Annotated in this window: 19 protein-coding genes; 14 read left to right on the top strand and 5 right to left on the bottom strand. The window is 30.7% G+C overall.

Going from position 1 to position 25,659, the window contains the following annotated elements:
• The first annotated feature begins 29 nt into the window (after nt 1-29).
• The 14 genes from JM82_RS05445 (at nt 30) to JM82_RS05380 (ending at nt 19,929) form a co-directional block, all read left to right on the top strand.
• Entirely contained in the window at nt 30-2,333 is a 2,304-nt protein-coding gene (locus JM82_RS05445) for a chondroitinase-B domain-containing protein (RefSeq protein ID WP_145001715.1), read from the top strand.
• A 1-nt stretch (nt 2,334) separates the two neighbouring features.
• Nucleotides 2,335-4,620, top strand: coding sequence for a heparinase II/III family protein (locus JM82_RS05440; RefSeq protein WP_145001714.1), 2,286 nt, complete (start codon nt 2,335-2,337; stop codon nt 4,618-4,620).
• Between the two features lie 6 nt (nt 4,621-4,626).
• Nucleotides 4,627-6,915 carry an alginate lyase family protein gene (locus JM82_RS05435; RefSeq protein ID WP_261375326.1) on the top strand — a complete coding sequence of 763 codons (2,289 nt, stop codon included), beginning with the start codon at nt 4,627-4,629 and terminating at the stop codon, nt 6,913-6,915.
• Between the two features lie 21 nt (nt 6,916-6,936).
• Entirely contained in the window at nt 6,937-7,308 is a 372-nt protein-coding gene (locus JM82_RS05430) for a cupin domain-containing protein (RefSeq protein WP_145001713.1), read from the top strand.
• A 373-nt stretch (nt 7,309-7,681) separates the two neighbouring features.
• On the top strand, nt 7,682-10,780 hold the full coding sequence (locus tag JM82_RS05425) for a SusC/RagA family TonB-linked outer membrane protein (RefSeq protein WP_145001712.1): 3,099 nt from the start codon (nt 7,682-7,684) through the stop codon (nt 10,778-10,780).
• 20 nt (nt 10,781-10,800) lie between these two features.
• Nucleotides 10,801-12,231, top strand: a complete 1,431-nt coding sequence (locus JM82_RS05420) for a RagB/SusD family nutrient uptake outer membrane protein (protein ID WP_145001711.1) — start codon at nt 10,801-10,803, stop codon at nt 12,229-12,231.
• A 13-nt stretch (nt 12,232-12,244) separates the two neighbouring features.
• Nucleotides 12,245-13,102, top strand: a complete 858-nt coding sequence (locus tag JM82_RS05415) for a PKD domain-containing protein (RefSeq protein WP_145001710.1) — start codon at nt 12,245-12,247, stop codon at nt 13,100-13,102.
• A gap of 36 nt (nt 13,103-13,138) precedes the next feature.
• A complete protein-coding gene (locus JM82_RS05410; RefSeq protein ID WP_145001709.1) occupies nt 13,139-14,044 on the top strand; it encodes a polysaccharide lyase family 7 protein in 906 nt (301 codons plus the stop codon).
• Between the two features lie 142 nt (nt 14,045-14,186).
• Nucleotides 14,187-14,888, top strand: a complete 702-nt coding sequence (locus tag JM82_RS05405) for a FadR/GntR family transcriptional regulator (protein ID WP_145001708.1) — start codon at nt 14,187-14,189, stop codon at nt 14,886-14,888.
• A 140-nt stretch (nt 14,889-15,028) separates the two neighbouring features.
• Nucleotides 15,029-16,330 (top strand): MFS transporter, encoded by a 1,302-nt coding sequence (locus JM82_RS05400; RefSeq protein ID WP_145001707.1) that lies wholly within the window; start codon nt 15,029-15,031, stop codon nt 16,328-16,330.
• 52 nt (nt 16,331-16,382) lie between these two features.
• Nucleotides 16,383-17,147 carry an SDR family NAD(P)-dependent oxidoreductase gene (locus tag JM82_RS05395; RefSeq protein WP_145001706.1) on the top strand — a complete coding sequence of 255 codons (765 nt, stop codon included), beginning with the start codon at nt 16,383-16,385 and terminating at the stop codon, nt 17,145-17,147.
• Between the two features lie 127 nt (nt 17,148-17,274).
• Nucleotides 17,275-18,297, top strand: coding sequence for a sugar kinase (locus tag JM82_RS05390; RefSeq protein WP_145001705.1), 1,023 nt, complete (start codon nt 17,275-17,277; stop codon nt 18,295-18,297).
• Between the two features lie 11 nt (nt 18,298-18,308).
• Nucleotides 18,309-18,977, top strand: coding sequence for a bifunctional 4-hydroxy-2-oxoglutarate aldolase/2-dehydro-3-deoxy-phosphogluconate aldolase (locus JM82_RS05385; protein WP_145001704.1), 669 nt, complete (start codon nt 18,309-18,311; stop codon nt 18,975-18,977).
• 79 nt (nt 18,978-19,056) lie between these two features.
• Nucleotides 19,057-19,929 (top strand): DMT family transporter, encoded by an 873-nt coding sequence (locus JM82_RS05380; protein WP_261375325.1) that lies wholly within the window; start codon nt 19,057-19,059, stop codon nt 19,927-19,929.
• 914 nt (nt 19,930-20,843) lie between these two features.
• Here the strand turns inward: JM82_RS05380 and JM82_RS05375 are convergent.
• The 5 genes from JM82_RS05375 to JM82_RS05355 all read right to left on the bottom strand — a co-directional run bounded on the left by JM82_RS05375 (nt 20,844) and on the right by JM82_RS05355 (nt 25,567).
• Complete coding sequence (locus tag JM82_RS05375; protein WP_145001702.1) at nt 20,844-22,481, bottom strand: KGGVGR-motif variant AAA ATPase; 1,638 nt, start codon at nt 22,479-22,481, stop codon at nt 20,844-20,846.
• A gap of 3 nt (nt 22,482-22,484) precedes the next feature.
• Nucleotides 22,485-22,994, bottom strand: a complete 510-nt coding sequence (locus JM82_RS05370; protein ID WP_186439180.1) for a type II toxin-antitoxin system HigA family antitoxin — start codon at nt 22,992-22,994, stop codon at nt 22,485-22,487.
• A 12-nt stretch (nt 22,995-23,006) separates the two neighbouring features.
• Entirely contained in the window at nt 23,007-23,336 is a 330-nt protein-coding gene (locus JM82_RS05365; RefSeq protein WP_186439179.1) for a type II toxin-antitoxin system HigB family toxin, read from the bottom strand.
• Nucleotides 23,337-23,890: 554 nt separating this feature from the next.
• A complete protein-coding gene (locus tag JM82_RS05360; RefSeq protein WP_145001700.1) occupies nt 23,891-24,589 on the bottom strand; it encodes a LytR/AlgR family response regulator transcription factor in 699 nt (232 codons plus the stop codon).
• Entirely contained in the window at nt 24,590-25,567 is a 978-nt protein-coding gene (locus tag JM82_RS05355) for a sensor histidine kinase (protein WP_145001699.1), read from the bottom strand.
• Nucleotides 25,568-25,659: the final 92 nt, after the last annotated feature.

Below are 25,659 nucleotides of genomic sequence, written 5' to 3'. Positions count from 1 at the left end.
ATAACAACAACAAATTAATCAATATATAGATGAAAAAAATAATAACATTTTTACTACTTACCATAGTATTAGTCTCCTGCGGAAACACAGAAATTTCTAATAATATTAAGGTGAATTCTATTGAAGAATTGCAAAATGCAATTAAGGATAGTAAAGCTGGAGATAACATTGTATTAGCAGATGGTATATATAAAGATGTTGAAATTGAATTTTATGGTAAAGGAACTTCAAATAAGCCAATCACGCTAAAAGCGGAAACTCCAGGAAAAGTAAGTATAGAAGGGATTTCAAACTTAAAAATTGGTGGAGACTATTTAGTAGTAGAAGGGCTACATTTTAAAAACGGTTATACGCCTTCAGAAAATGTTATTCAATTTAAAATTAATGATACTTTAATTGCTAACCATAGTATAGTAACTAATTGTGTAATTGATGCTTTTACACAACCAGATAGAGATGTTAGTGACCATTGGGTAGAATTTTGGGGAAGACATAATCAGTTAAGTAATAATTATATAACCGGAAAATCAAATTTTGGTCCAACCGTTATGGTAAGATTAGATGGTAACCAACATGTAAAAAACTACCATCAAATAATAAACAATCATTTTGGACCTAGACCAAGAAAAGGTGGTCCACATGGCGAAACTATGCAAATAGGAGACAGTGGTACATCTATGACACCATCACATACCAATGTAGAAAATAATTTATTTGAACGTTGTAATGGTGAAGTTGAAATTATCTCTAGTAAATCAAACAATAATACATTTAAAAATAATGTGTTTTTTGAAAGCGAAGGCTCTTTAGTTTTACGTCACGGAAACTATGCTACAATAGATGGAAACATTTTTATAGGTAATGATAATTCACAATTTATTGGTGGAATTAGAGTGATTAATACAGGACATTGGATTACAAATAATTATTTTTATAACCTTAAAGGTGAAACGTTTAGAGCGCCTTTAGCTATAATGAATGGAATTCCTAAATCGCCATTAAATCGTTATAATCAAGTTACAGATGTTGTTATTGCACATAATTCTTTTATAGACACAAAAACACCTTTTCACTTTAGTGTTGGGTCAAATGTTAGTCAAAGTGACGTGTTACCAAAATCCGAAATTCGCTCTGCTAGACCAACTAGAACGGTAATTGCTAACAATGTTTTATACAATCAAACACCTTTTGATTTTCCAATTAAAAATTATGATAAGGTAGATGGTGTTTTATTTAAAAGTAATTACACTAATAGCGACAATAAAAGTGAAGTAAAACCTGAAGGTTTAATTACTACTAATATGGACGTTACAGCAGTGTCACCGCAATTAATGGTGCCAAAATTAGCAAATGGTAATGTGTATTCAGGTTTTGATTTTGAAACGATTGATACTGACCTATTCGGAAATAAAAGAACTGCAGACAATACTACTGTTGGAGCAATTATTAATACAGGAAACCACAAAGTATTATACGATAAATCTAATTACGGAACCAATTGGTATAATACAAATAAAGCAAAAACCGAAGCTAAAACGATTAAAGTTAGCACGTCAGTCCAATTGGTCGAAGCCTTAGCAAAAGCTAATTCTGGAGACACAATAAGCTTACAACCTGGAGCATATCTAGTTAATAAGGAATTACCAATTTCTAAATTAATTACATTAAAATCTACAGATAAAAATAATAAAGCAGAAATAAGTTTTACATCAAATATTACAGCTTTTTCAATGCAGCCAAAAGGTGTATTGCATATCGAAGACCTTATTTTAAAAGGAAACCAAAGCCAAGCAGCCTTTAAAACTTTAGACAAAAACATGAGTAGCGCTTATGGATTGTGGCTTAATAATACAGAAGTTAGTGAGTTTAACAGCGTATTAGAAGTGTCAAAAGGGTCTTTTGCAGATACCGTTTCGGTAGCTAATTCAATTATTAAAAATTGTAAGAGTGGGATTCAATTAAATAAAGAGACTAACGACAAAGGTGATTATAACAGTGAGTTTGTTTACGTAACGAATAATACTTTTAGTAATGTGGATGCTAATGTTTTAAATTATTATCGTGGTGGTTATGACGAGTCTACCATTGGTGGAAACTTAGTATTTAAGTATAATACGGTTACAAATTGTGGACAATCTGAGACTGAAAATATCTTGATTAAAAATAGAGGTATTGTTAATGTTGAATTTGCTAATAATACCTTTAAAAATAATCCAGTTAAGATTGTAGCTGTTCTTTGGGGAGAAAAAGATCAAAAGCCTGAAAATAATACTATTACCAATTCTGGTGAAATTAAAGTTGTGCAAAATTTGAAACTGAAATTAATGTATTAATATGAAAGTTTTTTGCTTCAATTTAATAATATGCCTAGGTTTTGTAAACTTTTTAGGTGCTCAAAATATTCCCTCTGACAAAGTACTACCTATTCCAGAGCTGAGTAATTATTTAACTGAGTCTGTAAAAAAACAGCTTATTGCAAATGGTGACCTATCAGAACAAAGATTGGCTGAGTATTTCAGAGAAAAATTTTCAGAGCGTTATTTTTATGATTGGAAGACAAATGAAGAACGATTTAAAGAGTATCAAACCATTTATCCCGAAGCGGAAGTTGGACATACAGAGCGTGCTTTAGATCATTTAGCAAAATTTGAAGCAAATGCACAATGGAAACTTCCTTTTAACTATCAAAATGGTCAGCCAGTAAATGCTTATGCTTTAAGGCATTTGGCTAGACAACATAAAATGATAGATATAGGATACTACTATTTTTATCAAAATAAAAACCAAAAATATTTAGATTATTTCACTCAGCAATTAGCATCATTAAATTTAGCATTAGCTAATAATCAATTTGAAACTATTCCTGATGGCAATGGTGTTTACGAAGCTTTTAGGTCAGGTTATCGTGTTATAAATTGGTTACAATTACATAGTTTATTTTTGGGTCAATCGGGTTATTCTGATCAAGAACAACTTGTAACAATAGCTACTTTTTTGCAACACGCTCAACATTTGTTTGAAAATAATCAAGAATTTGTACCTGGTAATCACCAAACTAGAGGTCTAACAGCTTTAGCAATGATTGCCATTATTTTAAAAGATTTTGAAGGTGCTGATCAATGGTATAATCATGCAATGACACTTTTAGGAGCGCATTTAGATAAAGAAATTAATAATGACGGTTTCCAGTTTGAGCGCACAGTGCATTACCACATTAGCGACATTGGAACTTATTATTATGTATACCAATTAGCTAAAAAAAGTAAACTACCTATAGATGCTGTTTGGGAAAGTAAACTAAAGTCCTTATTTACAACGCTTTCAAAAATTGCTTTTCCAGATAAATCAGCTCCTGTACTGTCAGATGATACAGATACACCTTGGGCAGAAACTAATGATATTTCTGGAGCCATGACTTTAGGGTATCTACTTTTTGAAAATCCTGAGATTGGTTATTTTGCAACAGATCAATTAAGTACTAAATTTTATTGGACAGCTAGTCAAACTCAGTTAGATAAACTTAAAAACAAGCAATCATCACCTCCTAAAGCCTTATCCTTAGATTTTCCAGATACTGGTTACTATATAATGAGGGAAGGTTGGGATAAACATGATAATATGATGGTTATTTCGGCAGGAGTAGACCCTATAAAACCAGACCATCAACATGGAGATGTACTTGGTGTTCAAGCTATGTCTAATGGTAAGGTAGTTTTGCCTAATTATCAAGTTAGGTATTCACTTTCAGACCTAGAATTGTTTAAAAACTCAATGACTAAAAATGTTGCTTTAGTGGATGATCAGTTACTAGGAAAGCAATATACAAGTAATAAAGGAGGTAGTGGTTTTGGCAAATTTAAAAAAATAGCGCAACCTAAAACACTTACATGGTTTAATAATGATGTAATGGATGTTTTTGTGGGTACTCACGATGGGTTTAATAACATTGGTGTTGATTATGTAAGACAAGTGATAGCTATAAAAAAAGAGTTTTGGATAGTAAAAGACAATTTTAAATCAGAAAGTAATCATACTTATAAACAAGTTTGGCAAGGACATTATACCAAAGAAAATGGACCAAATTTACTACGAGCGTCGTTTGATAACGGTTCAGGATTAGATATTTTACAATTAAATACTATAGATTCAGTAAAAACAGATGGAGCCAGAGGTAAACAATGGTCTGTCGTTTCTAAAAATAATCAAAACTCATTTAATTTTATAAGTGTCATTTTTCCTTTTAAAACCTATGATAAACGTATTGACGAAACAGAAGCAATACCTAATATTAATAATTGGAAATTAAATCAGACTGACTGGAAAGCTAGTAATAATGATGCAGTCTCGTTGACTAAGGCAGAGGCTTCTTTATTATTTTCTGTGCAAACAATAACTAACAAACAGGTATCTATTTCATTTTCTCAGACTTCGGATATTTATATTTTTAATAATGATGATACCATAACAATACAATTACTGTCTCAACCTTACAATGATTTATATATGCAAGTTATGGTTGATGGTAAACCATTAAAGACTGTAAATAAAAAAGCTTATAAAACTGCTAAAATTCCTGTATATGGAAATCAAGTGTATCAATTAGAAATTGCCTTAAATTAAATAACAATGACTAAACAAATAGCCTTATTCTTAAAAAGTACAGCACTAATGTTGGTATGTATTATGTTATCATGTAATAATAATGAGTCAACAATAATTCAAAAAAAGGTTGAAAAAGATAATTACAACGCTAACCAAAGCCATCCAAAATTAATTTTAACTGCTCAAGGCGTAAAAGATATAAGAGCCCAACTAGGTAACATTCCAATTTTTGATAAAACATTACAACTGGTTAAAGAAGAAGTTGATGCCGAAATTGCTTTGGGTATTGATACACCAATTCCAGTAGATTATTCTGGTGGATATACTCATGTAAAACATAAAAGTAACATGATTATTATGCAAAAAGCCGGTGTTTTATATCAAATTTTAGATGACCAGAAATATGCTAAATATGTAAAAGATATGTTGATGCAGTATGAAGCATTGTATAAAACATTACCATTACATCCAAAAACAAGGTCTTATGCTAGAGGTAAATTGTTTTGGCAATGTTTAAATGATTCTAATTGGTTAGTGTATGTAAGTCAAGCTTATGATTGTATTTATAATTATTTAACTAAAGAAGAACGCAATACGCTGGAAACCAATTTATTCAGACCATTTGCAGATCATATCTCTATAGACAGTCCACAATTTTATCAACGCGTACACAATCACAGTACCTGGGGAAATGCAGCTGTAGGAATGATTGGTTTAGTTATGGATGATCAAGAATTGATAGATCGTGCATTATACGGTATTAAAGATTTAAAATTAGACTCTAACAAAAAAGACGACGATGGTGGTTTTTTAAACAAAGATGGAAAAGCTGGTTTTTTAGCAAATATTGAAGAGCCTTTTTCACCAGATGGTTATTATAATGAAGGACCTTATTATCAGCGCTATGCTATGTATCCTTTTTTAATTTTTGCTGAAGGATTACATAATGTAAAACCAGAGTTAAAAATATTTGAATATAAAAATGGTGTTTTACTTAAGTCAATTAATGCACTATTAAATTTATCTGATGCAGATGGAGATTTTTTTCCTTTAAATGATGGTCAAAAAGGGATGTCGTATTACACAAGTGCGTTAGTCACAGCAGTAGATATTTCGTACCATTTTGGAACACAAGATACTGGATTATTAAGTATCGCTAAAGCACAAGATCGTGTCTTATTAGACGACTCTGGATTAGCTGTAGCACTTGGTATTAAAAACAACAAAGCAACACCTTTTTCTAAAAAATCTATTAACCTATCTGATGGACCAGAAGGTGCACAAGGTGGTGTTGCAGTTTTAAGAAACGAAACTATAGAATTAGTATTTAAATATGCAGCGCAAGGATCAAGTCATGGGCATTATGATAAGTTATCCTATTCTTTATATGAAAATGGAGAAGAAGTTATACAAGATTATGGTTTAGCTAGATATGTAAACATTGAGCAAAAAGGAGGCGGAAATTACTTAAAAGAAAATAAAACTTGGGCAAAACAAACCATTGCACATAATACGATTACTCAAAATGAAACCTCTCACTTTGACGCAAAATATGAAGTTGGTAGTCAGTATCATTCTGTTTTAAATTATTTTTCTTCAGATAATACAAATGTACAAGTAGCAAGTGCAAAAGATAGTAATGCTTATCCAAATACAGAGTTTTTACGCACTATGGCAGTCATTAAAGACGAAGATTTTGAAAAACCATACGTATTAGATATTATGAAGGTGACTTCAAACAAGCCTAATAAATATGATTTCCCATATTATTTTTTAGGGCAATTAATTCAAACCAATTTTGATTATAAAACAACTAATGCACTAAATCCATTAGGTAGCAAGAATGGATATCAACATTTATTTGTTGAAGCTACAGCAAAAGCGACTAATGATAATAGTCAACTTTCATGGTTAAATAAAGGTAAGTTTTACACATTAACAACTTTGACAGATGCAAATGATGACTTGCTGTTTACTAGGATTGGAGCAAATGATCCAGAATTTAATTTAAGACGTGAGGCAGCATTTATGGTCAGACGTAAAAATGCTAAAAACACCATTTTTGTATCCACTATAGAAGCACATGGAAGTTACAGTCCAGTAACTGAGTCTGCTATCAATTCCAACAGTAATATAAAGCAATTAAACGTAGTCTTAAACTCGGAAGCCTATACAGCTATTCAAATTACTAATGTAAAGGGTGTTACTAAATTGTTTATAACAGCTAATACAAATGCTTTAGTAGATGCAAAACATAAAGTTACAATTAACGATAAGGATTACGAATGGTCAGGTTCTTATTATTTTAAATAAAATAATTAAATACAGATAAAAATGAAAAGATTTAGCGAAAAGTACATTGTCGCAAAAGACATGGAATGGGAAACACTAGGAGGTGGTGTCTCCAGAAAATTTTTAGGTTATGACAATCAAATTATGATGGTAAGTGTAAAGTTTGAAAAAGGAGCTTTAGGTGCGCCTCATCAACATTTTCATACACAGGCTACGTATTGTGTTTCTGGAAAATTTGAATTTGAAATTGATGGTGTTAAGCAAATTGTTGAAGCTGGTGATGGTGTTTATATTGAACCAAATCTATTACATAGTGCAATTTGTTTAGAAGAAGGACAGCTAATAGATACTTTTAGTCCTGTAAGAGAAGATTTTTTAACAGGTGTTGGACCGTCGTATTTTTCGGATAAATAAGCATTATTATTTCTTATTTATCTACATGTTAGAAGGTTTTTAGTTAAAAAATATAGTAATAGCGTAACGCACATTTATTTGCTATTTTAACACTAACATCCTCTATTTTAACATTTAAATTTTACGAAAACGTTGTAATTAACAAAATTTTATATATATTTGGTAAACCAGATTGGTAAACCAATTTGAATTATAGTAAATAAATAAAAAAAAGGACAAGTTTTAAAACTTATCCTTTTTATAAAAATACTTCTTTGACGGGAAGTTATTATGCAAAAACATAACATTACAAAAGTAACAAACATATTGATACTTGCCTAATATTTATGTTTTTAGTGAAACAAATTAATTAACTAAAACTTAAAAATTAATTATGAATTTAAAAGCTAAATCGGCACTATTTGCAATGCTCTTTATGTGTATTGCAGCTTTTGCGCAAGAAAAGTTAACAGTAAAAGGGGTAGTGGTTGACGCAGAGTACAATATGCCATTACCTAACGTTAATGTTATTATTGTAGGCACCAATACAGGAGCTAGTACAGATTTTGATGGTAATTATCAAATCGATGCTAAAGCTGGAGACGTTTTACAGTTTTCATATATTGGATATGCTGCTCAATCAGTAATTATTGATAAGCAAACACAAGTTAATATATCTTTAACTGTTGATGCTAATACTTTAGAAGAAGTCGTTGTAATTGGTTATGGCACTCAAAAGAAAAGCCATTTAACGGGTTCAATATCTAAGGTTGTAAATGATGATTTAGATCAAATCGCTGTACCTAGAGTTGATGATGCATTAATTGGTCAAGTGTCTGGTGTTAATATACAAGCAACATCTGCTGAGGCTGGAGCTGCACCAACCATTCGTATTAGAGGAACAGGATCTATTAATGCTAGTTCTGGTCCTGCTGTAGTAGTCGACGGAATTGTTGTTAGTTCTGATTTTCTTGGTAGTATTGATATGAACGATGTAGAGTCTTTTGAGGTTTTAAAAGATGCAGCATCTGCAGCAATATATGGTAGTGAAGGTTCAAACGGAGTTATAATTATTACCACAAAAAGTGGTAAGGATGGAAAAACTAAGTTTAGCTATGACACTTATACAGGATTTAAAGAAGCACACGATAGTGATAACTATAAAAAAAGCGTAAGTGATTGGGCTGCAAAAGAATTAGCTGAAACTGGTGAGCTATCAGAAAGAACACAGTACATGCAACTATTAGTTAGTACTTTAGGTGTAGACAGAGATTGGCAAGATGTGTTTTTTGATGGAGGTAAAATTACTAGCCATTCGCTTTCTGCTAGAGGTGGTAACAAAAACACAAAGTTTAGTACAGCATTAAGATATTCTCATGATGAAGGTGTTGTATTAACAGATGACTATAAAGTATATAGCTTTAAACTAAAAGTAGATACAAAGCTAAACGAAAAATTAAAATTTGGTGCAAGTCTTACTCCTTCTTATTCTAAAAGAAGAGCATTACCAACATCAATTCACAATCCAATAAGACAGTCACCTTGGTTACCAATTTATCATACTGAAGAGTCGCTTCAATTTGTAAATCAAGACGACCCTTCTGCAAATTACTATTTTCCAGATCTTCAAGTAGGAGATTACTTTTTAGAAGATCATTTAATGGAGCTTGATTTAGATGGAGATGGTAGTTCTACTAGACCACGTACATCTGGAGATGCTAATGCTTACGCGCAATATGCTGAAAGAGAGCATTATGAATTTAATAATAAGCTTTTAGGTTCTACATATTTAAGTTATGAAATTTTAGACGGACTGACAGCTAAAACATCACTTGGTGTTACGTTAGAGGGAAGAAAAAGAACGCGTTGGAATGGTACAAAACACCACCAAAATGGAGCAAGTAGAGCATCTTACGAGTTGCAAAACAGAGAATCTAGACGTATAATATCGGACAACACCTTATCATATTCTAAAGATTTTGGAAACCATGAGTTTGATTTTCTTGCAGGTTTTACAGTTCAAAATAGAAGAATTGAAAACAGTGCAGTAGAAGGTTCTGGTTATACTAATGACTTAATTAAAAATCTTAATGCAGCAACTACAATTGCTAGCTACGGAGAATATAATATCGAAAAAAATAAAATCGGTTATTTTGGAAGGGTAAACTATGCATATAACGACAAGTATTTGTTATCAGCGTCATTTAGACGTGATGCAAGTTCTGTATTTGGAGCAAGTACAAAATGGGGTAACTTCCCAGCATTATCTTTAGGTTGGAATGTATCTAACGAAGATTTTTTAAGTGAAAGCGATGTTGTAAACAACTTAAAATTAAGAGTAAGTTACGGTCTTACAGGTAACGAAAACTTTGATACAGGAAGTGATCTTACAGATTGGTACGCATACTTATCTTTATTAAACGACTCAAATGCTATTATAGATGGTAACGTTACTACAGGTTTTTCTCCTGCTAATATTGCAAACGCAGAGTTAAGATGGGAAGCTTCAAAAGAATTTAATCCAGGTATTGACTTTGGATTATTTAACAACAAAATTAGTGGTTCTTTAGATTATTATAAAAGAACAAGTAATGACTTATTGTTAAACAACCCAGTATCTTACACGACAGGTTTTTCTGAAGGTATTGTAAACTTAGGAGAAGTAGTAAATAGTGGTTTTGAATTAGAGTTTAGAACAAAAAATATTTCGACAGAAAACTTTAGATGGAACACAACTTTAATCGCTTCTACAAACAAAAATGAATTAACTGATTATGGTGATTCAAATGGTGCAACTCCAGAAGATACATTTGGTAGAAACTCACAATGGATAAACCTAGTAGGTAACCCAATATCATCTTTTTATGGTTATGTAGTAGATACAGAATTAGCAAATCAATACTGGGAGTCTCCATACTTCCCAATTAATGGACAATCACAAGATGTAATTGTAAAAGATTTAAATGGTGATGGTTTAATTACAGAAGAAGATAAAGCAATCTTAGGTAATCCTTACCCAGAATTAGTTTGGAGTTTAACTAATGAGTTTAGTTATGATCAATTTGATTTTTCATTCATGGTTCAAGGTAGTCATGGTGCAGAGGTTAAAAACATTGGAGACCAATATTTTGCAACACATTGGCAAGGTGCAACGACTAGTCCGCAAGAAGTAGTCGATGCAGGAATTATTCCAGATGCTTCATTTTTACAAGAAAGAGTATTAACAGATGACGTGGTACAAAGTGCATCTTACTTCTCTTTAAGAAACATCAACTTAGGTTATACTTTACCGGATGACATAACAGAAAGAATTGGTTTATCTAAATTAAGAGTTTATGCTACTGCTCAAAACTTATTATACATTACTTCTAGTGAGTATAATGGATTTAACCCAGAGTTTGTAGATGATGATACACCAACACAATATGGTGCGCAAAGAGCAGGTACACCTATTTTTAAAACTATCTCTTTTGGTTTAAACGTAGACTTTTAATTAAAAAAAACATATAAATTATGAAACATATAAAATATATAGCGGTCTTAGTTTCAGGAATGATGTTATTTTCTTGTAACGATGATTTTCTAAACCCAACGCCAGACTCAGTAGTAGTAGTTGATCAGTTTTTTAATAACGATGACGATGTACTTGCTGGAATTATCGGAATTTACGATGCTATTCAAGGCGTAAATGAAGATACCGAAACTAACTCTTCAAATTATAATAGAGGTGTACAGTTTGAATATCTTTTAACAGAAATGAGAACTGATAATACTAGATCTGCTACAACAGAAGGATCTAAAGCAGATTTTCATAGATATTTAGTAGATGCTAATAATGTGGAAGTAGAGGATTACTATGCTAGTTCTTACGAGATCATTTTTAGAGCAAACACTGTTTTAAATTATATTGAAAAAGCAGATGCAGCAAATAGAGCATCTTACACAGCTGAAGCTAAATTTTTAAGAGCATACGCTTACTTTAACCTAGTACGTTTATTTGGTGATGTACCATTAATTACATCTGTAGTTGGTCCAGAAGAAACAGATGTACTTTTTACAAGAGTTAGTACTTCAACTATTTACACTGTTATAATTGAAGACTTACAAGAAGCAATATTAAATTTAAATAGTACTTACAAGTCAAGAGCATCTACTGCAGCTGCACAAGCATTATTAGCTAAAGTATATTTAACTAAACAATCACCAGATTATTTAGGCGCTCAACAATTATGCGAATCAATAATACAAAGCATGCAATTCTCATTAATGCCAAACTTTCATGATGTGTATTACTCAGAATTAAACGATGAAATACTATTTGCAATTGGTTATGTAGCAGGTAACACTGCAGAGAGTCAAGGATTCTCATCAGAGTTTACAACATCTGTTGGTAGACAAGATGGCTTAAATGTAATTAACGATAATTTAATTGCGGACTTTGGACTATACGGAGGAGATAGAACAGCAGAATCTTACATTACAGTTGGTTCTTTCTACGAAGTAGCTAAGTTTTTACCTAATGGTTTTGGATTGGCAGATAATTATGGTCCAAATCCACGTCAAGCAGGAAACGATTGGATTGTATCACGTTATGCAGATGTATTATTAATGCATGTAGAAGCTATTATGGCAGGTGGTACGCAAACAACAGTACAAGCAGCAAGAGATTCTTTTAACGAAGTTAGATTAAGAGCTAATATGCCAACTATAGATGCTCCAGATGCGATTACTAAACAAGATTTAATTAATGAAAGACGTGTAGAATTGGCTTTTGAAAACCATAGATTCTTTGATTTAGTAAGATTTGGAATTGCAAACTCAGTATTAAGTGCACATGCTACAGAGATGGACTACACTTTTAATACAAGAGATTTATTACTACCTATTCCAGCTAGAGAAATTAATATAAGTAATGGACTTTTAAGTCAAAACCCAGGATATTAAAACATAAAAAAATATGAAAAACAAAGTTAATATTATTCGTACGACTACGTTTTTACTTGTAAGCATGATTATGTCATTCACTTTTACAAGTTGCGAAGATCAATTTGAGTTTGAGTTACCAGATGCTAATTCAAAAGTAGACACTGTTTTACCAACTGCAAATTTTACATATGCAGCAGATATAGATGATTTTAAAAAGATTTATTTCTCTGATTTATCCTCAGAATCTACAATGTATTTGTGGGATTTTGGTGGAGGTGTAACAACAACGGATCAAGATCCTACTTATACATTTGAAGCAGGAGAAGGGACTTATCCAGTTACTTTAACAACAAGTGACGCTAATGGTGCATCTGATACAGTAACAATAGATGTTGTGGTGTTTGAACCAGAAGAGCCTTTAGCTATCATACCTGTTATTCTAGAACCAAGTTTTGAGGATAATACATTACCTGATGGTTCAGGAGATGGTCGTGATTCTTGGAAAAACTCTAACTTAGGTGGTGTAATTCAAATTAATACAAGTAGTACTGTTCCAGATGGTGGACAAGCAGCTAAATTTCCAGGAGCAGGAGACAGAATTGGTTACCAAGAAATTGAAGTATCTCCAAACACAGATTACGTAATTTCTTACTCATATAGACTAGAAGCTGCTGGTGGATCATGTACAGTTGCAATACTTGCAGGTGGAGGATTTACTACTCAAGCTGAAACAGATGCAGCAATCTTACAATCTTTTACTGGATCTGCAGAAGCTTACACGCCAGTAAACATTATGTTTAATTCTGGCGCTAATAACACAGTAAGTATTTACATCACCAATCAAGGTGAAGAAGCTAGAGTAGATAATTTTACAGCCGATTTACAATAATTAATAACAATCAATAAAAATTAAAGACTGAAACTTATGCGTATAAAACTTAAATTAATAGTCTTGTTTGTTTTTGTTTCAGTCTTCAATGCTAACTGTCAATCTAATAAGGTTGTTACAGAGTCTAAAGTTGAATCAAAAAAGAAGAAGAAAAAAAAGAAAAGAAATAGATATAAACTGCCAAACATAGATTTAATCCATTGGAAAGTAACAACTCCTGCTGGTGATGGTAAAAAGCCACAAGAAGTGTCTCCTCCAGAAATTTTGGATTACGCTACAAATGAATCGTTAAAACCTTATATGTATAACGATTCTACAAAAGGAGCAATTGTTTTTTATGCATTTCCAAGTAGCGCAACCACTGCAAATACTAAATACTCTAGGTCAGAACTAAGAGAGCAAATGGTATCTGGAGATAATAATGTTAATTGGACATTTAAGCAAGGTGGTTATATGAAAGGAAAATTAGCAATAGATGATATTTCTAAAGATAGTGAGGGTAAATATCATCGCACTATCATTATGCAAATTCATGGTAGATTAACTAATGAACAAAGAGATTTAATAGGAGAGAAAGATAATAATGCACCACCAATTCTTAAAATTTATTGGGACAAAGGAAAAATTAGAGTAAAAACAAAAGTCCTTAAAAACTTAGATGCAACAGAAGAAGAAATGTTACATGAAGATGCTTGGGATGATGACGAAGGATTTAATTTTGAGCAAGAAGTAGGATTCAAAAAATTTACTTTAGAAGTGGAAGTTTCTGACGGAAAAATGGTGATTATTTTAAATGAAAACGAATACAAAGTTTACGAAGATATCCACATGAAAAAATGGGGTATTTTTGAAAACTATTTTAAAGCAGGAAACTATTTGCAAACCAGAGATGAAGGGGCTTTTGCAAAAGTTAGATATTATGATTTAGAAGTCAAACACTAAAAATATTTGATTAGTCTTGTTGTTAAGTTAGGCTTTATAGGTCATTAAAAAGACCTTAAAGTTTAGCTTAATAATTAAATAAAAGTCTACTCAGAATTCTTAAATTTGACATGAAAAGTTAAATAAATAAAATGTTATTTATATGAAATTGGAAATCCTTACAAAAAACGAAAATTTTAATATTCAGAAGACAATAATTGCTAACATCAGAGATTTAATTAATAAAAAAAATCTTGAACCTGGAGATAAATTGCCAGCTGAACGTATGTTATCAGAAATGTTTGAAGTTTCTAGAAGTAGTGTAAGGGAAGCCATTCAAAAATTAGAGTTTTATGGTCTGTTAAAATCAATTCCACAAAGCGGAACATTTGTAGCAAATATTGGAGTCATAGCGCTTAATGGTATGATAGAAGATATTTTAAGATTAGAGGATCCAGATTTTAAATCGTTAGTAGAAACCCGAATTTTGTTAGAATTAAAAACGGTTAGACTAGCAGCTTTAAGACGTACAGATGAGGATTTAGAAAAAATGAAATCTGCCTTAGATGCTTATAAAAATAAAGTAATTAATAAAGAAGATGCAGTTCAAGAAGATTTGTTATTTCACTTAGCTATTGCAAGAGCAAGTAGAAACAGTACAATGAATACTTTTATGTTAATTATTACACCAGAAATAATTACAAATTTTGAAAAGTATCATGTTTGTGATAAAAATTTGTCTCAAACAGCAATTAAAGAACACGAATTAATTTTTGAAGCCATTAAAAATCAAGACCCAATTGAAGCTAAACAGGCAATGAAAAATCACTTTAACGAACTGTATAAATACTGTTATAACTTATAAAATAAACAGATGATAATTTAAGATAGTTAAATCTCAAATTATTTTCAATCAAAAACAATATAAATTAAGTTAATCAACTGATAATGAGTAGTTACTTGTTATTTGGTTTAGACTTTTATTTTTTTAAATTAAAAAAAAACATGAAATTAAAAGGACTTAGATGGTGGGTAGTTGGACTTGTAGCTTTGGCTGCAGTTGTTAACTACATAGACAGACAAGCTTTTGGAGCACTTTGGCCTGAAATTGCTAAAGATCTATTCCCAGACATGGATCAAGATGGACATAAGTTAATATTTGGAACGATATCAACGGTTTTTATATTATCATATGCTGGTGGTCAAGCATTGTTTGGTAAAATCTTTGATTGGATTGGTACCAGAATGGGATTTGCGCTTTCAATAGGTGTATGGTCTGTAGCAACTATGTTTCATGCATTTGCACAAGGTATGCTAAGTTTTTCAATTTTTAGATCAATATTAGGTTTAGCTGAAGCTGGTAATTGGCCAGGAGCAGCGAAAGCAAATGCAGAGTGGTTTCCTACTAAAGAGCGTGCTTTAGCACAAGGCGTATTTAATTCTGGAGCTGCAATTGGAGGTATAGTAGCCTATCCTGTTATAGGATTATTATCTGCTTATTTAGAGTGGAAAGCTATATTTATAGTTGTAGGTGCTCTTGGACTATTATGGTTAATACCTTGGCTATACATTGTAAAGTCAGGACCAAAAACACACCCATGGTTATCAGAGGATGAAAGAAAATACATTCTATCTGGACAAAAAAATCAAGACTTAGATCAAGATGGAAATTACGATGATGGTTATGTACCAACAACTGCACAACTTCTTAAACATAAAGAAAGTTGGGGAGTAATTATTGCATCAGCAGCATTAGATCCTATATGGTGGTTATTTATAGTATGGATACCAATATATTTATCTGAAGTCTTTGGTTTAAACGTTAAAGAAATCGCATTTTCTGCTTGGTTACCTTACGTTGGTGCTATGATTGGTGCTTGGGCTGGTGGTCTGATAGCGCAAAATAGATTAACAGCAGGTTGGTCAGTGGATAAAACTAGAAAAATGGTAATTACATTAGGATGTTTAATTATGATTCCTTGTTTCTTTTTACTTAAAGCACCAGGATCTGCTACAACTGCAGTCATCATTATGGCAGTATTACTTTTTGGATTTCAAATAGCAATCGGAAATATCCAAACGTTACCTAGTGATATGTTTGGTGGAAAAATAGTAGGAACATTATCAGGTTTTGCTGGTATGGCAGCAAAACTAGGTGCTGCAGGATTAACTCTTTTAGTAACGTTTATAACAACAGGAGGTAATTATACTCCCGCTTTTTTAATAGGAGGCGCTTTAGCAATAATTGCATTATTGGCTATCTGGATATTATGTCCTAAAATAGAACCTTTAAAACCAAGTAATTAATTAAGCACATAGATTTTTAAATAAAGAATAACAACAATAAAAACAATTAGAAATGAGTAATACAAACGGAAAAGTAGCTATAGTAACAGGAGCCACAGGTGGAATTGGTTTTGAAGTAGCAAAACGATTAGGAAAAGATGGCTATACTGTAATCTTAAACGGTATTGATGATGCAGCTGGAGCTGAAAAACTAAAAGAATTAGTAGGTTTAGGTATCACTGCAGAATATTACGGTTTTGATGTTACAAGTGAAGCACAAGTAACAGAAAACATCGTTAAAATTGGAGAAAAATATGGTCGTATTGATGTACTTGTTAATAATGCAGGTGGATTAGGTGGTCGTTCTAGATTTGAAGAAATGACAACTGAGTTTTACAGAAACGTAATGGCATTAAACTTAGACTCTGTATTTTTTGCTTCTAGAGCTGCAATTCCTTTTCTTAAAAAAGGAGAACACCCTTCAATAATAAACTATACATCAAATGCAGGATGGACTGCAGGTGGACCAGGAGCAGGAATTTATGGTACGTCTAAAGCAGGTGTGCATGCCATTACAAGAGCATTGGCTAAAGATTTAGCAGAATACGGAATACGTGTTAATGCTGTATCTCCAGGTACAATTGATACACCTTTTCATGCACAAATTAAAGCGACTAAGCCAGAAGTATTTGCATCTTGGGCAAATAATATTATGTTAGGTAGATTAGGTCAGCCAGAAGATGTAGCAGGTGTAATTTCATTCTTAGCAAGTAAGGATGCTTCATTTATCACAGCAGAAACTATCCAAATTGGTGGTGGTCAAGCATTAGGTATTTAATAACCTAAATTTATAAAGTCAGATTGTTTTGTTTTGTCAATTGATTATCTTCACGGTAATACAATAGATTTAAGCAAAACAATCTGGCTTTTAATACAATTAATAGAATAGTAATCAAATTTATAAAATGAGTAAAATTGTCACATTCGGAGAAATAATGCTTAGACTTTCAACAGAACGTCATTTGCGATTTTCTCAAGCAAAAACATTTGCTGCCTCTTATGGTGGTGGAGAATTTAATGTAGCAGTATCATTAGCAAATTATGGTATTCCTGTTGAATTTGTAACCCGATTACCTGATAACGAAATTGGCGCTTGTGCACTTAAAGAGATGCGCAAATTTAATGTCGAATCTAAAAACATAATTTATGGAGGTGATCGTCTAGGTATTTATTATTTAGAAACTGGAGCAGGTACACGTGGTAGTAATGTGGTTTATGATAGAGCTCACAGTTCTATGTCAACTATTCAAACTGGATCCATAGATTGGGAAGCGGTCTTAAAAGATGCGACTTGGTTTCATTGGAGTGGTATTACACCTGCAATATCTCAATCTGCTGCAGATGAGTGCTTAATCGCCTTAAAAGTTGCTAATAAATTAGGGATTACAATTTCTTCAGATTTAAATTATAGATCCAAATTATGGCAATATGGTAAGACTCCAGATCAAATCATGCCAGAACTTTTAAAATATAGTAATGTAATTTTAGGCGATATTGATACTGCATTTTTTATGTTAGGTAAAGATAAAGTAGACCCTAATTATCAAAATGAAAAATCGTTGCCAGCTTTATACGACCAATTATTTAAATTATGCCCTAATTTAAAAACTGCAGCGACTACATTGAGATATTCAGTTAGTGCATCGCACCAACGTATTGGAGGCGTATTATATGACGGAAAAACAATTTATAATGCAGATGTTAAAGAGGTAACTCCGGTTGTAGATAGGGTAGGAAGTGGAGATGCATTTATGGGTGGATTAATTTATGGTTTAGTAAATGACGATACAGATAAACAAAAAGCATTAAATATAGCAGTAGCAGCTTGCTGTTTAAAACATACTATCTCTGGTGACCTTAATTTAGTAACACTTAACGACATAGAAAAATTATTAAGTGGTGATTCATCAGGAAAAGTTTCAAGATAAAAAACAATAACATGGCACAATATTCAAGAATAGAAGTTGCATCAGTAATGCAAAAGACAGGCTTAGTTCCTTTATTTTATAATGAAGACATAGAAGTCAGTAAAAAAATATTAAAAGCATGTTACGATGGTGGTGCAAGACTTTTAGAGTTTACAAGTAGAGGAGACTTTGCTTTTGAAACCTTTGCAGCACTAAACAAATATGCAATTGCTAATTTACCTGGAATGATTTTGGGTGTTGGCTCAATTACAGATGCTGCAGCTGCATCATTATATATGCAATTAGGAGCAAATTTTATTGTCACACCAGTATTAAGAGAGGATATTGCTTTAGTATGTAATCGCAGAAAAGTATTATGGTCTGCAGGTTGTGCAACATTAACAGAAATAGCTAGAGCAGAAGAGTTAGGTTGTGAAATAGTAAAATTATTTCCTGGTAATGCTTACAATCCAAGTTATGTAAAAGCAATAAAAGGACCATGTAGTTGGACTAGTATTATGCCAACTGGAGGAGTAGAACCTACACAACAAAGTTTGGAATCTTGGTTTAATGCAGGCGTAACGTGTGTTGGTATAGGCTCAAAACTAATAGCAAAAGATAAAGACGGTAACTATGATTTAGACACCATTACTAACCTTACAAAAACAGCAATTAATATTATTAAAACGCTTAAAAAGTAAAGTTTTACTACCTATAAATTTAGCATTTACAAGTATATTTGCACTATAAAGCAGCTTCTAAACAAGCTGCTTTTAATATATGACTAAATATGAAAGTCTAAATAATAAAAGTATGCAAAAAAAAGCAATATTTTATATGACTATCAGTGCATTAGGATTTGCACTATTAAATGTTTTAGTCAAACAATCTAGCCATTTTAATGTTAATCAAGTGGTGTTTTTTAGATCCATTGGAACCTTATTTTTTACTGTTCCGTTTTTACTAAAAAACAAGATAAATTTTTTAGGAAATAAAAAAGGTTTATTAATTGCTAGAGGAGTAGTTGGCTGTATTGCTATGACCTTGTTTTTTATGTCTCTTAATCATCTATCCATGGGATCTGCAGTATCCATTAGGTATATTTCTCCCATATTTGCAGCTTTTTTTGCAATATTTTTACTAAAAGAACATATCAAATACTTTCAATGGATATGTTTTTTTATAGCATTTTTGGGAGTCGTAATTTTAAAAGGCTTTGATAATAACATTGATACTTTAGGCTTGTTATATGCTTTATTATCTGCTGTTTTTACTGGTTTAGTTTATATTATTATCCGTAAAATTGGAAGCCATGATCATCCGATAGTTGTAGTAAATTATTTTATGATTATTTCTGCAATCATTGGAGGTGTGCTAAGTATAAACCATTGGACAAATCCACAAGGTATGGAATGGGTTTTATTGCTAAGCTTAGGAATCTTTGGTTATTTTGGACAACTATACATGACTAAAGCTTTACAAAATGCCGAAATTAATCAAGTTGCACCTTTAAAATATATTGAAGTTGTATTTACAATGATAATTGGAGCCATTTGGTTACAAGAAATTTATACGCTAATTAGCTTACTTGGTATAATTTTAATTATTCTGGGTTTAACTTTAAATATTGTTTTAAAAACGAAACTTAAATAAAGTATTCTATTTACAGTTTATACTATAAATTAAGTCGATGAATATTTTTTTTAATTTGAAGCAATTTATTTATAGTATATAGTTTTAAAATACCTAATAAAACTATTTATCATGTATTTCTAACAATAGAAGAGGTTTTAAAATATTCTATTTTACATAATATAAATTATAGTACAAATGCATTTGTATAGCTGTTTACATCAATGGTTCATTTGATAGCTATAATTCTATACTATGTAAAATACCCCTAGAAACATTCATCTATTAAAGACTATTGAGAACTTAGGCCAATTAAACTATTAAGCGGTTTGCTTCGCAGAATTGTTTGCATTTACTCACGTATTTTTATTTTAAATTTTTGAGTTCGTGAATACTAAAGTATTTGTAACTATAATTTGACGTTATGTAAAATATCCGCTGCCAACGCCATATTGTTTTTATAAATACAAATTGCTTATTGCATTGCAATTTATTTATAACTCAATTTCCAGCCGCTTGTCAGCGCATTATAAAAGCTAACCTTTTGCCATGTTTTAAAAATCGTGTATTCGACAAAATATACGTCAAAAAAAATTTTAAGCGATTCTCGTCAACTTGCCACAAGAGCATAAATTTTAAGAAAAATAAAATTCCATGCACTTGTTATATTTAATCTACTAATTGAAGTTTTCTTTTAAAGCTTCATTGTCTTTTGTCTTGAAACAAAAGAAACAAAAATTCAAGGCTGCATAAACTTTTGGAAACAATTAACGGCTCATTCGCTATATTTCAGGAAACATTGTAACTCATTAACATTGCTTTGAAATCCATTGAATAAATGAAACACTCAAGAAACTGTATTACTAAACCCCTAAAATATGCAGGCTCATTTCTCCTATTGTTTTAACCAAAATTTTATGAGGCCGAAAAGAATTCTATACAAGATTTACTTTTATTCTATAATTTTTTAATAAATCTAAAAACCTTTTATCATTATAATACTTACTATATACTTTTCCTTCGTTTTTCAATATCTCTTGAAAATCTTTTGAATTAATCCCAAATACAAAAGCTAGCTGTAAATTTTTAAAGAATTCCTCATCATTACCCAATTCGGAATAAATTTCACCTAATGTGAGAGTGCCTAAAGCATTTCTTGGGTCTTGTTCTAAACATTTATAAACAAACTTTAAGGCATTATCGTAATCATTTAATACTCTATATGAATTACCAACAAGATTATAGCCTATTGAATAATCACTATGGTATTTAATCAGCTTTTTGTTTAACAATAGTGTTTCGTCAAATTGCTTTTCATCATATAGAATATTACTTAATATTAATAAAGCTCCAAAATTAGTTTCATCATCAACTAGTACATCTTTTAAAATATTTTTAGCTTCTTCTTTTTTTCCTAATTTATATAAATTTTGAGCTTTGAAAGTTTTGAAAAAATTAGCATTACTACTCTTTTTAATTCCTTTATTATAATAAGTTACTGCCTTACTATAATTACCTTTTGCATGATGAGCAATCCCAATTAAATGAAGTGCCTCAAGTGAATTTTCATTTAATTTTAATGCTTCTTCTAATAATTCTATTTTTAGAGAATTATCAGAACTACTTCTAGCTTCTTCTATCAATAATTCACTGTCTCTTAACTTATTAAACTTAATTATTTCATCGCCATTTAATTCTGATTTAGTCAATTCTTCAAATAGAATCAAATAGTCTTCCTCTATTGGAACAACATTTTCTGACTTTGATTTAGAATGATGATTAATTTTAAATTTCTCCTCTTCTTCTAATTCAGGGTCAGAATGTATAACAAAAATTTCATCTACAAGATCTTCGTCTCTATTTAATAAGTTGGCTGCTGAATTTATTAATTGAGCTTCTTTATGTTTGTCTTCAGGCTTTATATAATATGGTATTCTAGTTAATACAAAGTATATATCTAATGGTTTTCCAAGAAGTTTATTTTCATCATTTTTCAAGCTTTTTATGACTTTTGATGTACCTAAAATATTCTCCTTATTATTTGCAGCTAATGTTACAATTGAATCAGCTAATAAAGTCATTGCAATCCCAGAAATATCGGTAATTCCAGTTCTAGAATCAATTAGTAGAAAATCAGGATTAATATCTTTTCTAATCATTTCTTTTAAATTCAAAAGAAGCTCTACTCCCTTGCTGTTATTTGAATAAAACAAATCTTTCCAATTAATAGATGATAGTTTTTTCCAATAATCATTTGAATTTACATCTCCAGCAGGAAAAAAATTAATTAATCCTTCTAATTTACTATCATAGTATATATCTAATAAATACTCATCAAAATTTTCAGGGATATAATTGTTTTCTTGATAATCATAAAGATATTCTACTAACCCCTTTTTAATATCATTACTTTCAATATATTTATCAAATTTCAAATGTAAGCCTGGAGCTTCCAAATCAAAATCTATAATACAAACCTTTTTTCCTAAATCGGCTAGTCTCATAGCAATATTTGAGAGAGTCAGAGACCTACCAACACCTCCTTTATACGAATAAAATGTTATTGTCTTCATAAATTAGTTACACATTGCAAGGGTTACACCTCTTGATTTTATTCTATTTGAAATACCAGAAGCATCAATACCTGTAGGAATTAAAAATCTTAAAACTCCTTTTTCTTTAACTTGTTCATTTGTAATTGAAACATCAACTTTTCCAAGATCATAATCCACATTCAAAATTTCTTGACTTACATTCAAAAATTCAGAAAGATTTCTAATCATTGCTTTTGATAATCTTCTTTTTTTATTCATTACTTCAGATACTACTCCCTTTGAACCTATATATGGAATTAAGTCTTTTTGAGCCAAATCCATATAAGCCATTTTAAGTTTAATTATTTCAATTGGGTCTCCGTTTTCGATAGGGAAATTTTCTCTTTCATAAACTTCTATCAACTTTTCCAGTACTTCAAAATCGTTTATCAATTTTTCATTTTCCTCAAAATCTGGATTGTCGCCAATTTGCTCTAAAAGAGAAATAGCAGCTTCATACTCTTGTTCAGATTTTATTAATTTGAAATCCATGATTTTCTTTTTTTAATTAAACATATTAATATCGTACTGTTCATTTTTATCACAAATCTTATCATAATCTTTGTGCGTTCCAATCCAACATAAATACAAACGAGATTTTTTTAATTTAGGATGAAATTGATATTTTGCAATAATTCTCAAATGATTCCCTTTAATATCAAATACTACTCTATTACAAGATACTGTTGTCTTTTTATTATCTTTTTTACCTAGTAAATCAACAGCTTTTGCTCCAAATTCAGCAACCATATCTTGAGGCTTTTCCCAATTACACTTCGATACAATTGAAACCCACGCTTTCAGGCATTCGCAGTATGAAGGATTATCATCCATAAAGTTTTTTAGATGCTTGACAGCTATGATATGGACCATAATTACTTCATTCTTTATGCAAATATAGATAAAAGTTCTCAAAATGAGAACTTTTAGAAAATAATTAACATTTATATATCATTCCACACACATTACGCTTCCCTCCTACGACGTCGCATAAAAAGTGTTTCATTAACTTTAGTAAAAGAAACTTTTAAGAATAAATTTTTTAAAGAAACTGTAGAAACAACTTTCGCTTTTAGCCAAAGCTCAAGTTACATAACGCAGAACATTATAGTACATTTTACAACAATTAGCGAAATAGCGCTTTTGGGCGTTATTTGACATAATTGCAGATATAACGACTTTAGACTTATATCGATAGTAATTATGTCAAGCTAATTTCGTTTACATAATTCTGTGATTTCCAATAAAGGGTCTTCTTCTACTTGAGTGTTAATTGCTATGACTTTCAAGTTATATTCCGAGGAAAAGACTATTCATAGGTCAAAAGTATCTCAATATATATTATAAAGACAAACAAGAGTTATTATATAAATAAAAGATAGAAAATCTTAAATGCTATCTAAAACACTTTTCCGATAAGATTTTCCTATTTGTAACTTTGTATTATTTTGAAGGACTACTTGATTACCATCAATCAGTTTTAACTGATTAAAATTTATGATACATGATTTATGAATCCTGATAAAATGATTTGGAAGTTTTTCTAAAAATTCCGTTAGCGTTTGTGGTGTTAAAATCATTGTATCTGTAAAAATCTTGATATAATTACCATATGCTTCGATATGATTAATTTGATCAAAATCTATTTTAATAATTTTTTTGTCACTTTTCACAAATATTGATTGTGGAATTTCTTGTTTTGTTATTGTCGTAGTCTCAGGCTTTGAGACTTCTTTTTGAGGCACTTTATTTACAGCTTGTAAAAAACGTTCTAGAGAGAAAGGTTTTAATAAATAATCTGTTACAGAAAGTTCAAACCCTTCAATAGCATATTCTGGATAGGCAGTCGTTATAATTACAGACGGTTTTTGCTGTATGGTTTTTAGTAAACTTAAACCAGAAAGCTTAGGCATATTAATGTCTAAAAATAAAATATCCACAGTCTTAGTTTGCAATATTTCAAGTACTTCAAAAGCATTTTTACAAGACGCTATAATTTCTAAATTAGGAATTGCTTGAATATAATTTTCCAAAATTTGACGTGCTATAGGTTCGTCATCTGCAATAATACATTGTAAATTTTTCATCTAAACATTTATTATTAATTTGGTATTATAGCTTTTATCATTATCTGTAATGGTTAGCTGATATTTTTCTGGATACATTAAAGATAATCGTTTAGTAGCGTTTTTTAAGCCAATACCACGCTTTCCTTTTTCAAAATCATTTTGCTTTATGCTGTTTTTATCAAAAGTATTATTACATATAAATGTTATTTTTTTATCATCTACCATAACAGAAACTAAAACCTTACTTTCTCCATTTGTCAAGGTTCCTAAATGTTTAAATGCGTTTTCAACAAAGACAATTAATAACATAGGAGCTATTTTTTTTGATGAAATCGCTCCTGATTTTATAAATTCAATTTCGGTTTTGTCTTCTAATCGGATTTTCTCTAAAGACATATAGTTTTCCAAATAAGTAATTTCTTTTTCTAAAGGGACTAAAGTGTCTTTTGTTTCATATAAACTATAACGTAATAAGTCTGATAATTTCAACATTAGATTTGGCAATTTATCCGATTTTACAACTGCTAAGCCATATAAATTATTTAATGTATTGAATAAAAAATGTGGATTTAATTGTGCTTTAAGTAAATTTAATTCGGCTTCTTTTTCCTGATGACGTCTAATAAAATTATCTCTTACCAATTTTATAGATGAAGCAAAAATTAGTGCTAAAACCATTATTCCAAAAAAGTTAATAAACATTCTTATTTCAAACTCTTGGTTATCTACAGTTTTAATAAGTAAAACAGAAATTATGGTAAAACACAGCGTATTTAAAATAAAAAATAAAAGAAATAACGCACGATTTTGTTTAAAATAAGGCAGTATTACAAGGTTGTTTATGTATACAGCTGGTGCCAACAGTAATATAGAAAACAGTGCAACTTCTACCCTATTGCTATTGGATATAACCGTTAGTAAAATTAAAAAGAAGAAAACCCAAATAAAGAGGTTTTGTACTATTTTATTATCTAACCAAGACTCTAATTTTGACATTTTATTGCTTTAATTATCTAATCAAAAATACTATTTCATCTAAACATCTCTGTTTTATAATGATGAAAGTTGCCTAAATAAGTGTAAACCAC

The organism is Olleya sp. Hel_I_94 (assembly GCF_007827365.1).
Classification (GTDB): domain Bacteria; phylum Bacteroidota; class Bacteroidia; order Flavobacteriales; family Flavobacteriaceae; genus Olleya.
The sequence above is the reverse complement of the archived record's forward strand: the minus strand, read 5'-3'. Positions and strand labels throughout refer to the sequence as shown.